Below are 13,193 nucleotides of genomic sequence, written 5' to 3'. Positions count from 1 at the left end.
ACTGCCGGCGCCTTTCCCGTTTGACGGATACCTCATGCCTGACACGCTTTCCGATACACTGCAACTTGCCTGTGACCTGCTGGCCCGCCCCTCCGTGACACCAGACGATGCCGGCTGCCAGGCCCTCATTGCCGAGCGTCTGGAAGCACTGGGCTTTCACATCGAGGCCATGAACACTCACGGCGTTACCAACCTATGGGCTACCCGAGGCACCGGCCCGACGCTCGTGCTGGCAGGGCATACCGATGTGGTACCTACCGGCCCGGAACAGTCATGGCAGCAGCCGCCCTTCACACCCCTCATTGATGAACAGGGTTATTTGCGGGCACGCGGTGCATCGGATATGAAAGGCAGCCTGGCCGCCATGGTAACTGCCGTCGAACGCTTTATTGCCGAGCAGCCTGACCACCCGGGACGACTGGCCTTTTTGATCACCAGTGACGAGGAAGGACCAGCCATCCATGGTACACGGGCCGTGGTTGAAACCCTGGCCGAACGTGGCGAGCGCCCGGAGTACTGCATCGTGGGCGAACCCTCATCCACGTCTCGACTGGGCGATGTGGTCAAGAACGGGCGACGCGGCTCACTGGGCGCCACGCTTCGTGTATTTGGCCAACAAGGGCATGTGGCCTACCCGCATATGGTCGACAACCCGATTCATCTGGCCGCTCCGGCGCTGGATGCCCTGGCACGCGAGCAATGGGATGAAGGCAACACCTTTTTTCCCGCGACCAGCTTTCAGATTTCCAACATTCATGCAGGCACAGGTGCCACCAACATGGTGCCCGGCACGCTGGATGTCGTCTTCAATTTCAGGTTTTCCACCGAAGTCACCGCCGAGCAATTGAAGGAGCGCACCTGCGCCCTGCTCGACCGCTTCGGATTTGAATACAGCCTGGACTGGACGCTGTTCGGCGAACCCTTCCTGACCCCGGCTGGCGCCCTGCTCGACAGTGTTGTCGATGGCGTTCGTGCCGTCACCGGCGAGGCCCCACAGCTACTGACCAGCGGCGGCACCTCGGACGGGCGCTTCATCGCCACACTGGGAACCCAGGTCATCGAACTGGGCCCCTGCAACGATACCATTCACCAGATTGATGAACGTGTTCGGGCTACCGATCTGGACACGCTCAGCGATTGCTACCAGGCCATTTTCCAACGCCTGCTGGGACACTGACTGATGACGGAACACTACCCGGATATCGAGATTTATCTGGCCCCGGTGTCACTGGACGCTGTACAGCGCTGGTTGAGTGACCGGCTTGAACAGGCGGTAACGCTCAAGGCCAGCAGCAAGGGACAATGGCGAGCACGGGTCGAAACTCCCGGCGGCACGGTTCCTGTACTGCTGATTGAAAAGGCAGCAGACCGCTTCATGAGCCTGTGGCTTGATAGTGATGCCACGCCCTGGGCCCGGGACGTGGACTGCGCACGTGATGCCCGTGAGTCACTCGGCATTGAAGTACGCTGCTCTCTTGGAGGTTGGCAACCAGGCGATGAACCCGACCGGTTCTTCCGTGTACTGGCTTCCGGTGAAGAAGAAGTCTTTCACTGGCCGGACCCAGGGGCCTGACCGATACAAGAACGCCCCGGCATGCCGGGGCGTCATGATAACTCAGCGCAGACGTCAGGTAATGACGGTCACATCTTCGGCCTGCAGCCCACGGTCGTTGCGCATGGCGTAATAACGTACCCGCTGCCCTTCGGCCAGAGTACGATGCCCCTTGCCACGCAGGGCGCGGAAATGGACGAATACGTCTTCTTCACCGCCAACATCGCGGGTGATGAAGCCATACCCCTTGTTGACGTTGAACCACTTGACCACGCCCTGTTCGCGATCGTCATCCTCTACATCAGGGGTAGCGGCAGGTGCATGTGTCGAGGCCGGTGCAGATGAAGCCTGTGCCTGCTGCCGGCGTGGCCGCGCCAGCAGGGTAGCCACTTCCAGCACAATAAAACCGGCTACCGCAGTCAACAGGTAGGCAAGAAGGGGGTCCATGGCCGATGTCAGAGGCGAGCTGCCGGCCGCCATCCAAAGGCCCTGTATCAAAAGAGGTAACAGCAGCGCCAGAACGGCACTGATAACAGTACAATGCAGCAATGATTTACGACTCATATACCTGGATATCTCTACAATTATTGGAATTGAATGTAATGTCCCACCCACGCACCCGCGCCGGAGTCAGCCTGCATGAGTAGTTCCTCAGACTCGTCAAAGTGTAACACGGCGATTGACATTGCGCTCGCCGAAGTGGTAAGCCGATTGACTGACATGGAAAGCCGCACGACCTACCAGGAAGACTGGCTGGAGCAGCTTGATGCCACCATCATCTCGCAACAACGTCACATTGACCGGCTGGAACGCCAACTGCAACTTGCACAACAAAAGCTGCAGCGCCTAGATAACGATGATGGCCCGCACCAGGATAACTGGCAACCCAGCGACGACCTGCCCCCACATTACTGATACCTGATACAGCAGACCACCTGTTTTGTATCGGCGGTCGTTGAAAAGACATTAAAAAGGGAGCCAGAGGCTCCCCTTGAACAGCGCGACTCTGCACATCACACCGAATTACCAGGCGGAATGTGGTACCGACGGGTCAAGCCCGTCCAGATAACGCTCGGCATCTAGCGCTGCCATGCAACCACTGCCGGCGGAGGTAATGGCCTGACGGTAGACATGATCAGCCACATCACCGGCGGCGAACACGCCAGGCAGACTGGTCGCCGTAGCATTGCCTTCCAGACCCGACTTGACCACTATGTAACCGTCCTTCATGTCAAGCTGACCGGTAAACAGGTCAGTATTGGGCTTGTGGCCAATGGCCACGAACAGACCTGTCGCTGCCAGTTCCTTCGTATCCTCACCCTCGAAGGATTTCAGACGCACGCCGGTCACACCGCTGCCATCGCCCAGCACCTCATCGACCACATGGTTCCATTCGAGCCGGATATTGCCGTTCTCGACCTTGTCGAACAGCTTGTCCTGCAGGATTTTTTCAGCCCGCAGGAAATCACGGCGGTGCACCAGCGTGACGGTTTTGGCGATGTTGGAAAGATAAAGGGCTTCTTCGACAGCCGTGTTGCCGCCACCGACCACAACCACGTCCTGATTGCGGTAGAAAAAGCCATCACAGGTCGCACAGGCAGATACACCCTGCCCCTTGAAGCGATTCTCGGATTCCATTCCCAGATACAGTGCACTGGCACCGGTCGCAATGATCAACGCATCACAGGTATAGGTGTCGCTCCCTCCCTTGAGGGTAAAGGGGCGCTCATCAAGCGTCACACTTTCAATGTGATCCAGGACAATCTCGGTCTCGAAACGCTCGGCGTGGCGCCGCATACGCTCCATCAGCTCAGGTCCCTGCACGCCACTGTCATCACCTGGCCAGTTATCGACATCGGTAGTGGTAGTCAGCTGGCCACCCATTTCCATCCCGGTAATCAGCATGGGCTTCAAATTGGCGCGGGCAGCATAGACAGCGGCGGAGTATCCGGCCGGGCCGGAGCCCAGAATGATCACGGATCGATGGCGAACATCACTCATGAAGACCTCATCATCAGGCGAAGCAGTACAGCACTTCGGTACGTCAATGCATATAAAAACGGCCTGAGGACACCCGCAAGGGCATCATCAGGCCATAACCTGTTACTGCGTATATGGATGCGATCAGGGGCACCTTCAAGGTACCCCTGGCACCATTTACAGGCTGGAGGAGTTGGAAGAAAGGTATTTGGCGACCCCTTCTGCCGTATCCTTCATGCCTTCCTTGCCTTCTTCCCAGCCTGCCGGGCAGACTTCGCCGTTTTTCTCGTGGAACTGGAGTGCCTGAACCATGCGCACCATCTCATCCACATTACGGCCCAGAGGCAGGTTGTTGACGGTTTGATGCTGAACGATACCGTCCTTGTCGATCAGGAAGGAAGCGCGCAGTGCAACGCCGGCTTCGGGATGCTCGATGCCGTAGGCCTGAGCAATCTCGTGTTTTACGTCAGCTACCATCGGGAAGCGAACCTCACCGATGCCGCCGGCATCCGGAGAGGTCTTGCGCCAGGCGTGGTGCGTGAACTGGGAGTCAATGGATACGCCAATGACTTCCACGCCGAGTTCCTTGAACTTTTCCAGACGGTTGTCGTGGGCAATGATCTCGGACGGGCACACAAAGGTGAAATCGAGCGGCCAGAAAAAGACAATGCGGTATTTGCCATTGCTTTCGGAAAGCGTGTAGCTGTCAACGATAGAACCGTCGCCCAGAACAGCAGAGGCATTGAAATCAGGGGCCTGACGGCCTACGAGTACGCTCATGAATATCTCCTTCGTACAAATTGAATTCAGGTATCGGGCTAAGAAAACAAACCAATCGTATAAGTCAGGGCAGAAATTGCCAATTTAAATAAGGCAATGGTAAAAATAGTGTCGCCCTATAGCATCAATAGTACGACATAGGTCGATGTCTCGTCGCCCTACTGATCACTATTGTCGTCTCGATGCACGGTCAGTGACGTAAGCGTTCCCATTCCCTCATCCACCTCGATGTCAATCTGCATCGGCGCACAGCAGCGCTCACAATCTTCGATGGTACTGATGGACCCCTGACTGATATCGACCAACAGGGTGCATTCACTCCCGCAATACGGACACTGAACCTGGCGTGGTTCAAGCAGTTCTTCATTCATGACACCACCTCATTGAAGCTGACGGACGCCATCCGGGGATGTGCATCATCAAGGGCCTGAAGTGTAGTTCAGCTCTGTCTGTGCATAATGGCCGGTTCATTGTCTACACTGGAATAACCACTGCAAATCGAGCAGAAACCGCGTGACACATCTATCTTCTAGTCAGCACGGCGCCTTCAGGGTGTCGACGTCTGCGAAGTATACGTTACCGTGACCCTACAACGATGCTGTTCACGACCCGCAATGAAGCAGCACTCTGCCAAAAGATGAGTGAGGAGGAGGATGATGAGCACCAAGGATCCCAACGAAATGATTTCCGAGCTGAAAGTCGGTGACAAGACCTACCACTATTACAGCCTGGCCAGTGCAGAAAAGGCCTACGGTGATATTTCAAAGCTGCCCTTCACCCTGAAAGTACTGCTTGAAAACCAGCTACGCTATCAGGATGGCGAAACTGCCACGGAAGATGACATTCAGGCTCTGGTTGATTGGCAGAAGGACTGCCGTTCCACCCGTGAGATCGGCTACCGCCCGGCACGTGTATTGATGCAGGACTTCACCGGCGTTCCCGGCGTGGTCGACCTGGCCGCCATGCGTGACGCCGTCAAGGCACTTGGCGAGTCACCGGACAAGATCAACCCCCTCTCTCCCGTTGACCTGGTCATCGACCACTCGGTCATGGTTGATCATTTCGGCGATGACGACGCATTTGAAGATAACGTCAAGATCGAGATGGAACGTAACCTGGAGCGTTATCAGTTCCTTCGCTGGGGGCAGCAGGCCTTCGACAACTTCAGCGTAGTACCGCCAGGCACCGGCATCTGCCACCAGGTCAACCTGGAGTATCTGGGTAAATCGGTCTGGACGAAGGAAGAAGATGGCAAGACCTTTGCCTTTCCCGATACCCTGGTAGGTACCGACTCCCATACCACCATGATCAATGGCCTGGGCGTACTGGGCTGGGGCGTTGGCGGCATTGAAGCGGAGGCCGCCATGCTGGGGCAGCCGGTATCGATGCTGATCCCGGAAGTCATTGGCTTCAAGCTCGAAGGCAAGCTCAATGAAGGCATCACCGCTACCGATCTGGTGCTGACGGTTACCCAGATGCTCCGCAAGAAAGGAGTAGTCGGCAAGTTCGTCGAGTTCTATGGCGATGGCCTGAAGGACCTGCCGCTGGCAGACCGGGCCACCATTGCCAACATGGCTCCGGAATATGGCGCCACCTGTGGCTTCTTCCCGCTGGACGATGAAACCCTGACCTACATGAAGCTGACCGGCCGCAGCCAGGAGCAGATTGAACTGGTCAAGGCCTATGCCCAGGCTCAGGGCATGTGGCGCGAGCCCGGCCAGGAACCCATCTTTACCGATACGCTCGGGCTGGACATGAGCACGGTCGAAGCCAGCCTTGCCGGGCCAAAGCGTCCGCAGGATCGTGTTTCACTGAAAGACATGAAATCCACCTTCCTGAAGCTGCTTGACGAGCAGGGTACCCGACAGGGGGAAACGGAAGATGGCAAGTGGATGAGCGAAGGTGGCCAGACGGCTCCTTACGTTGGCAACAGCTATCGGGACAACCCCAATGTCAGCTGGAAGGACAGCGACTTCCGGCTTGACCATGGCGCTGTCGTGATTGCGGCCATTACCTCCTGCACCAACACCTCCAACCCGAGTGTCCTGATGGCTGCCGGCCTGCTGGCCAAAAAGGCAGTCGAAAAGGGCATGCAGACCAAACCCTGGGTCAAGACCTCCCTGGCACCCGGTTCCAAGGTCGTCACCGACTATCTGGCAGCGGCCGGCTTCCAGGAATCCCTTGATACACTGGGATTCAACCTGGTCGGTTATGGCTGCACCACCTGTATCGGCAACTCGGGCCCCTTGCCGCCCCCGATCGAAAAGGCCATGCAGGACGAAAAGCTGACCGTGGCCTCGGTACTGTCAGGTAACCGCAACTTTGAAGGGCGTATCCACCCGCTCATCCAGACCAACTGGCTGGCGTCCCCCCCCCTTGTCGTAGCCTATGCACTGGCCGGCAACATGCGTATCGACATCACCAGCGATGCACTGGGCCAGGACAGTGATGGCAACGACGTGTTCCTGAAGGATCTCTGGCCCAGCCAGAAGGAAATCGCCGAAGCCGTTGAGCGCGTCAAGACCGACATGTACCGCAAGGAATATGACGAGGTTTTTGACGGTGATGAAACCTGGAAATCGATCAAGGTTGAGCCCAGCGAGGTCTATAACTGGTCTTCAGACTCCACCTACATCAGCAACCCGCCCTTCTTTGAAGGCATGGGCCGTGAGCCCGACAGCATCAAGGACATCAAGGATGCCCGTGTGCTGGCCAAGCTTGGGGACTCGGTCACCACAGACCACATTTCACCGGCAGGCTCCATCAAGCCGGACAGCCCCGCAGGTCGTTACCTGAAGGAAAACGGCGTCGAAGTGAAGGACTTCAACTCCTACGGCTCACGCCGTGGCAATCATGAAGTCATGATGCGCGGTACCTTTGCCAACGTGCGCATCAAAAACGAAATGCTCGACAACGTGGAAGGTGGTTACACCCGGCATGTGGTGTCCGGCGACGAGATGTCGATCTACGACGCTGCCATGAAGTACATGGAAGATGACACGCCGCTGGTTGTCATTGCCGGCAAGGAATACGGGACAGGCTCCTCGCGTGACTGGGCCGCCAAGGGCACGCGACTGCTGGGCGTTCGGGCAGTCATTGCCGAATCCTACGAGCGTATCCACCGTTCCAACCTGATCGGCATGGGCGTGCTGCCACTGCAGTTCCCGGAAGGAGAAGACCGCAACTCCCTGAACATGACCGGCGATGAGAAGATCTCCATCAAGGGTCTGGGCGAGTTGTCACCGGGCAGTGATGTCGATGTCAGCATTACCTTTGACGATGGCAGCGAGAAAACCATTTCCGCCAGGTGCCGAATCGATACGGCCAACGAGATGGAATACTACCGCCATGGCGGTATCCTGCACTACGTGCTGCGCAGCATGCTCGACTGAGCAGAGACAATGCAGCAATAACTACGGCGGCCTTCGGGCCGCCGTTTTTTTATCAGGAAACAGGCTGTAATAAAAAGCACCGCCAGCCTCTGGTGCCAGCGGTGCAGTACGTTATTGCAGAAATCCGGGACTATCCGGCACCTTAGAAAGCGCCGCGGCGGTACTCACGATAGCGTGGATGCCAGAAGTGACGATCGATCTCTTCGCGAAGATGCTCTTCACTGGACTCCAGCGCCACCTTCTCCTTCTGCGCCTGTTTGGCCACGGCCAGGGCAATCGACCGACTCAGGGGTTGAACGTCCTTGAGTGATGGCAACAACGCACCCTCACCGTGTTGAACGATGGGGGAACTGTCGGCCAGTGCGCGCGAAGCGGCCATCAGCATTTCATCAGTAACTCGAGACGCCCTTGCAGCTACAACACCCAGCCCGATTCCCGGGAAGATGTAGGAGTTGTTGCACTGGGCAATCGGAATGTCCTGTCCTTCGAAGCTGACCGGCTCGAACGGGCTTCCGGTACAAACCAGTGCCTTTCCGTTGGTCCAGCGAATAATATCTTCCGGTAGAGCCTCGACACGGGACGTCGGGTTGGAAAGCGGCATGATCAGCGGCACATCACAGTGCGCATGCACGGTCTTGATGACCTCTTCCGAAAACAGCCCCTTCTGCCCGGACACACCGATCAGAATGGACACGCCCGCATTACTTACCACATCCATCAGCGACACCAGCGCCCCATCACTGCTCCAGCTGGCCATATCGTCGCGCGCATGGGCCAACCGCTGCTGGAAGGGATAAAGACCGGTCATGTCGTCAGTCACAAGGCCATTGCGGTCAATCATGTAGACACGCTTGCGCGCCTCGGCTTCGGAAATGCCCTCATCGGTCATGGCCACGACAATGTGTTCGGCAATACCACACCCGGCCGAACCGGCGCCAACAAAGGCAACGACCTGATCACTCAGGCGTTCGTTCTTGGCAGAACAGGCCGCCATGATGGTCCCCAGTGCCACGGAGGCCGTGCCCTGAATGTCATCGTTGAAGCAGCAGATATCGTCACGGTACTTTTCAAGAAGGGGGTTTGCATACTTCTGTGCAAAGTCCTCGAACTGCAGCAGCACGTTCGGCCAGCGACGCTTTACGGCATCAACGAACAGTTCAACAAACTGATAGTACTCATCTTCCTCGATACGCGGATGCCGCCAGCCCATGTACATCGGATCATCCAGCAGATCCTGGTTGTCGGTCCCGACATCCAGCACGATCGGCAGGGTATACGCCGGGCTGATGCCACCACACGCGGTATAAAGCGACAGCTTGCCGATCGGAATGCCCATTCCACCGATCCCCTGATCGCCCAGCCCGAGAATACGTCCGCCGTCGGTCACCACGATGACCTTGACGTTATCCTTGGTAGCGCTGCGCAGGATGTCGTCCATGCGATGACGATCCGGATAGGAAATGAACAATCCGCGGTGATTGCGATAAATCTCGGAAAACTTCTCGCACGCCTGGCCGACCGTGGGGGTGTAAATGATCGGCAGCATTTCGTAGAGGTGCTCTTCCAGCAGGCGGAAGAACAATGTTTCGTTGTCGTCCTGGATGCCACGCAGATAGATATGACGATCAAGGTCGTTGCTGCATTGCGTATATTGAAGATAGGCGCGCTCGACCTGCTCCTCGATGGACTCGACCCGATTGGGCAGCAGACCGATCAGATTGAAATCGACTCGCTCTTCAAGGGTAAAGGCGCACCCCTTGTTCAACAGGGGAATCTCGAGCAGGCTCGGGCCGGCATAGGGAATGTACAACGGGCGTTTGGATGATTCGCTCATGATCTCACTCATGCTGTAATGACATGGAAGGCCGGCTGCAGGCCGCCAGACAAAAGTGTCCATATGGGCAGCCTCCATCACGACAACAGCGTTGCCGGAACGTCGGCGAGTGGAATGTGGCTACAAGTGTAGTAGCCGGAAACGATATAGTGACAGGCGACAGGATAGCCGCCTGTGAAGTAACCATTCTAACATTGTCGACACTCTGTCCCGGTGGTTTTTTTAATTTGAAAAAAGCCACCGGGAAACCACCATGCCCTAGATAAAGCGCCCCAGGCCAACGGCACTGCGTAACCGATCCAGGGTTTTCGCCGCTTCCTCGCGTGCCTTCTCCGCCCCCTGCTGCAGAATCTGCTCGATGTGGCCGGGATCATCCAGCAACGAGTAGTAACGCTCACGCGGCGCGGTCAATTGCTCGTTGACGAGCTCAAACAGCTGATTCTTGGCGTCTCCCCAGCCGATGCCCTCGGCATATCGCTGACGCATGGCCTCAGTCTCGGCAGTGTCGGCAAAGGCCTGATAAATCTGAAACAGGGTATCCCCTTCTGTCTCCTTGGGCTCCCCCGGCTCCAGGGAATTGGTCTTGATCTTGCGAATCAGCTTCAGCAGCTTTTTCTCGCTGACAAACAGCGGAATGGTGTTGTCGTAGCTTTTGGACATCTTGCGCCCATCAAGCCCGTTGAGGAGCTGCACTCGCTCGTCGATGACCGCCTCGGGCAGCGTAAAGTACTGCCCCTTGTAGAGGTGATTGAATCGGCCGGCAATATCGCGCGCCATCTCGATATGCTGAACCTGATCACGGCCGACTGGCACCCGGTTGGCATTGAACATCAGGATATCGGCAGCCATGAGCACCGGATAGCCATAAAGGCCCATGGTAATACCACGGTCCGGGTCGGCACTGCCGCCCTCCTCATTATCCGCCACGGCCGCCTTGTAGGCATGGGCGCGATTCATCAGCCCCTTGGCGCAGACACAGGAAAGCAGCCAGGCCAGCTCGGGGATCTCTGGAATATCGGATTGCCGATAAAAAGTAGACCGATTGGTATCCAGCCCTAGCGCCAGCCAGGTAGCAGCGATTTCCAGCCGGGACTGCTCCACCACCCGAGGGTCACGTGCCTTGATCAGGGCATGAAAATCGGCCAGAAAATAAAAGGTTTCCATCGCGCTGTCCTGGCTGGCCTCAATGGCCGGCCGGATGGCGCCAACGTAGTTGCCCAGGTGCGGAGTGCCCGTGGTGGTGATGCCGGTGAGAATGCGGGTATGAGTCATCGAAGTCCGTCGCAAGTGTCTACAATGGCAAGGTGAAATGGCGCCGGTAACTTCCACGGCAGCCCTGATGGAACCGTATATTACCCAGGCGATTGCAGCGACGCGAACCGAACCGGCTTGATATCCGCCTCTCTCACCGCCATTGAGTAATGAAGAGGCAACATGCCCGTTTGAACAAGGAGGTTTCATGCGCTGGATGACAACGTATTCCACCCCGTATCTGCAGTCCGCAGCCCCCGACGCCGGCACCTCCGGCGGCAGCTCGCTGATCTCACGTGAAAAGCTGTTCGGCAACCCGACTCGTATTGGTGCCAAAACCAGCCCTGACGGGCACTGGCTTTCCTGGATCGCGCCGGTTGATGGCGTACTGAACCTGTGGGTCGCCCCCAGGCAACACCCCGATGAAGCAAAGCCACTGACGCATGAGCAAACGCGGCCGATACGCAGCTACTTCTGGTCACCCGACAGCCGGCAACTGCTTTACGTCAACGACCAGGGAGGCGATGAAAACTTTCGCCTCTTTGCCGTCGATACCACCGGCAGCGGGCCGCGACTCCTGACACCTCAGGATGATATTCGTGTCATGGTCATCGGCATCAGCCCGGATGTCACCGACCACCTGCTGATCGGCCTGAATGACCGTGACCCTCGCTGGCATGACGTCTATCGACTCTATCTGGCTGACGGCCGGCTTGAGAAGGTACTGGAAAACGAAGGCTACGGCGGCTTTCTGGCAGATGATGACCTGAACCTCAGACTGGCCATGCGCCCGGCGCCGGACGGCGGGGAACAATTCTTCCGCGTCAGCGGGACGGATATCGATCCCGAGCCCTTTGCCACCGTCGGGTTTGAAGACAGCAGCAACACCGGTCCGGCCGGCTTTACCCGTGACGGGAAAACCCTGTACTGGATCGACAGCCGTGGGCGTGATACCGCGGCCCTGACCGCCCAGGACTGGGAAAGCGGTGACCTGACCGTCATTGCTCACGACCAGCGGGCCGACATTACTGATGTCATGCTGAGTCCCGACCGTCGCGAGGTGCAGGCCTGGTCCGTCGACTACCTGCGCGAACAGTGGTACTTCAAGGATGGCGACATCGAGGAGAGCCTTCAGTGGCTTGAAAGTGAACTCAAGGGAGATGTTCACGTGACGTCCCGTACGCGGGATGACCGTTTCTGGATTGTCGTTAATGATCCGGTAACGGCACCGGCTCACACTTGGCTGTTCGACAGAAAAGCCCGTGCGCTTACCTCCCTGTTTGTCAGCCGTCCCGAGCTCGAAGGTGCACCGCTCAACGGCATGACGCCGCTGGAGATCACCGCACGCGACGGCCTGACCCTGACCGCCTACCTGACCCTGCCCAGGGGCGCCAGTGACGGTGACGGCTTCACCACACCGGCAACGCCGCTCCCCATGGTGCTGCTGGTTCATGGCGGCCCCTGGGCACGCGATGGCTATGGCAGCAACAGTTACCATCAGTGGCTGTCCGACCGTGGCTATGCGGTACTATCGGTCAACTTCCGAGGCTCTACCGGGTTTGGCAAACGCTTTACCAGTGCCGGGGATGGCGAGTGGGGCACCGCCATGCACACCGACCTTCTGGACGCCGTGGACTGGGCTGTCAGTGCAGGCGTGGCCGACAAGGCTCGCGTTGCGATCATGGGCGGCTCCTACGGGGGCTATGCAACGCTTGCCGGGCTGACCATGACGCCGGACGTTTTTGCCTGCGGGGTCGATATCGTGGGACCGTCCAACCTCGAGACACTGCTGGACAGCATTCCCGCCTATTGGGAGGCCGGTCGTCAGCAGATGTATCGCCGCATGGCATCTCCGGAAACCGAAGAAGGCCGAGCCTGGCTCAGGGACCGCTCGCCACTGACGCATGCCGGGCGCATCCAGCGTCCGCTGCTGATCGGTCAGGGCGCCAACGACCCACGAGTCAAGCAGGCTGAAAGTGATCAGATTGTGGAAGCCATGCGCACCAATGATATCCCGGTGACGTATGTGCTTTTCCCCGATGAGGGCCATGGATTTGCACGCCCCGTCAACAACATCGCCTTCAATGCCGTGACGGAAGCCTTTCTGGCCGATGTGCTGGGTGGGCAGTTCGAGCCTGTCGGCGATGCACTTGAAGGTGCCTCTCTGACAGTGGCCCACGGTGCCGAGTACGCGCCGGGGCTCAAGGCCGCCCTCTCGTCCTGACCCCATCGCAGGACAATCTCTTCAAAAGGCGCCTTGCGGCGCCTTTTTTCGTTCGCCCCGCATCAGCATGGGTGCAATATTTCCTCATCAACGACCAAAGCCTGACACCACCTCGCCGATAAGCATCACTACGCCGCGTTCATCAAGATCGTTTCATGTACAGACATGCGCGGCATGCAT

11 protein-coding genes are annotated in these 13,193 nt (G+C 57.8%); 5 read left to right on the top strand and 6 right to left on the bottom strand.

All coding sequences use genetic code 11. The features are described 5' to 3' along the window. The first annotated feature begins 34 nt into the window (after nt 1-34). Both dapE and OQ287_RS08675 read left to right on the top strand, forming a co-directional pair. Entirely contained in the window at nt 35-1,177 is a 1,143-nt protein-coding gene (dapE, locus tag OQ287_RS08680; protein ID WP_250935303.1) for a succinyl-diaminopimelate desuccinylase, read from the top strand. A gap of 3 nt (nt 1,178-1,180) precedes the next feature. Further along, on the top strand, nt 1,181-1,573 hold the full coding sequence (locus tag OQ287_RS08675) for a hypothetical protein (RefSeq protein WP_250935301.1): 393 nt from the start codon (nt 1,181-1,183) through the stop codon (nt 1,571-1,573). Between the two features lie 54 nt (nt 1,574-1,627). Here OQ287_RS08675 and OQ287_RS15285 read toward each other — a convergent pair whose 3' ends face one another. Then, nucleotides 1,628-2,116, bottom strand: a complete 489-nt coding sequence (locus tag OQ287_RS15285) for a cold-shock protein (protein WP_322974110.1) — start codon at nt 2,114-2,116, stop codon at nt 1,628-1,630. Between the two features lie 75 nt (nt 2,117-2,191). Between OQ287_RS15285 and OQ287_RS08665 the strand changes: the two genes are divergently transcribed. Then, on the top strand, nt 2,192-2,467 hold the full coding sequence (locus OQ287_RS08665) for a SlyX family protein (protein ID WP_265896183.1): 276 nt from the start codon (nt 2,192-2,194) through the stop codon (nt 2,465-2,467). A 108-nt stretch (nt 2,468-2,575) separates the two neighbouring features. Here OQ287_RS08665 and trxB read toward each other — a convergent pair whose 3' ends face one another. The 3 genes from trxB to OQ287_RS08650 form a co-directional block, all read right to left on the bottom strand. Further along, nucleotides 2,576-3,553 (bottom strand): thioredoxin-disulfide reductase, encoded by a 978-nt coding sequence (trxB, locus tag OQ287_RS08660; protein ID WP_250935296.1) that lies wholly within the window; start codon nt 3,551-3,553, stop codon nt 2,576-2,578. A 156-nt stretch (nt 3,554-3,709) separates the two neighbouring features. After that, nucleotides 3,710-4,312, bottom strand: coding sequence for a peroxiredoxin (locus OQ287_RS08655; protein WP_250935294.1), 603 nt, complete (start codon nt 4,310-4,312; stop codon nt 3,710-3,712). Between the two features lie 158 nt (nt 4,313-4,470). Beyond that, nucleotides 4,471-4,683 (bottom strand): CPXCG motif-containing cysteine-rich protein, encoded by a 213-nt coding sequence (locus tag OQ287_RS08650; protein ID WP_265896182.1) that lies wholly within the window; start codon nt 4,681-4,683, stop codon nt 4,471-4,473. Nucleotides 4,684-4,968: 285 nt separating this feature from the next. Between OQ287_RS08650 and acnA the strand changes: the two genes are divergently transcribed. Further along, nucleotides 4,969-7,704: an aconitate hydratase AcnA gene (gene acnA / locus OQ287_RS08645; RefSeq protein WP_250935289.1), complete on the top strand. Its 2,736-nt coding sequence runs from the start codon at nt 4,969-4,971 to the stop codon at nt 7,702-7,704. Nucleotides 7,705-7,846: 142 nt separating this feature from the next. Here acnA and OQ287_RS08640 read toward each other — a convergent pair whose 3' ends face one another. Then, on the bottom strand, nt 7,847-9,538 hold the full coding sequence (locus tag OQ287_RS08640; protein WP_265896181.1) for an NAD-dependent malic enzyme: 1,692 nt from the start codon (nt 9,536-9,538) through the stop codon (nt 7,847-7,849). A 258-nt stretch (nt 9,539-9,796) separates the two neighbouring features. Next, entirely contained in the window at nt 9,797-10,810 is a 1,014-nt protein-coding gene (locus OQ287_RS08635; protein ID WP_250935285.1) for a tryptophan--tRNA ligase, read from the bottom strand. Between the two features lie 187 nt (nt 10,811-10,997). Here OQ287_RS08635 and OQ287_RS08630 point away from each other — a divergent pair, with 187 nt between their 5' ends. Further along, a complete protein-coding gene (locus OQ287_RS08630; RefSeq protein WP_265896180.1) occupies nt 10,998-13,013 on the top strand; it encodes a S9 family peptidase in 2,016 nt (671 codons plus the stop codon). The last annotated feature ends 180 nt before the right edge of the window (nt 13,014-13,193 follow it).

The organism is Larsenimonas rhizosphaerae, from assembly GCF_026240105.1.
Lineage (GTDB): Bacteria > Pseudomonadota > Gammaproteobacteria > Pseudomonadales > Halomonadaceae > Larsenimonas > Larsenimonas rhizosphaerae.
Note: the sequence above shows the minus strand (reverse complement) of the source record. Positions and strands in the feature narration are given on the sequence as shown.

What these genes read in the sequence shown, in the direction of transcription:
- dapE (WP_250935303.1), top strand. Translation starts at nt 35, where the DNA reads ATGCCTGACACGCTTTCCGATACACTGCAACTTGCCTGTGACCTGCTG.
- OQ287_RS08675 (WP_250935301.1), top strand. Translation starts at nt 1,181, where the DNA reads ATGACGGAACACTACCCGGATATCGAGATTTATCTGGCCCCGGTGTCA.
- OQ287_RS15285 (WP_322974110.1), bottom strand. Translation starts at nt 2,116, where the DNA reads ATGAGTCGTAAATCATTGCTGCATTGTACTGTTATCAGTGCCGTTCTG.
- OQ287_RS08665 (WP_265896183.1), top strand. Translation starts at nt 2,192, where the DNA reads ATGAGTAGTTCCTCAGACTCGTCAAAGTGTAACACGGCGATTGACATT.
- trxB (WP_250935296.1), bottom strand. Translation starts at nt 3,553, where the DNA reads ATGAGTGATGTTCGCCATCGATCCGTGATCATTCTGGGCTCCGGCCCG.
- OQ287_RS08655 (WP_250935294.1), bottom strand. Translation starts at nt 4,312, where the DNA reads ATGAGCGTACTCGTAGGCCGTCAGGCCCCTGATTTCAATGCCTCTGCT.
- OQ287_RS08650 (WP_265896182.1), bottom strand. Translation starts at nt 4,683, where the DNA reads ATGAATGAAGAACTGCTTGAACCACGCCAGGTTCAGTGTCCGTATTGC.
- acnA (WP_250935289.1), top strand. Translation starts at nt 4,969, where the DNA reads ATGAGCACCAAGGATCCCAACGAAATGATTTCCGAGCTGAAAGTCGGT.
- OQ287_RS08640 (WP_265896181.1), bottom strand. Translation starts at nt 9,538, where the DNA reads ATGAGCGAATCATCCAAACGCCCGTTGTACATTCCCTATGCCGGCCCG.
- OQ287_RS08635 (WP_250935285.1), bottom strand. Translation starts at nt 10,810, where the DNA reads ATGACTCATACCCGCATTCTCACCGGCATCACCACCACGGGCACTCCG.
- OQ287_RS08630 (WP_265896180.1), top strand. Translation starts at nt 10,998, where the DNA reads ATGCGCTGGATGACAACGTATTCCACCCCGTATCTGCAGTCCGCAGCC.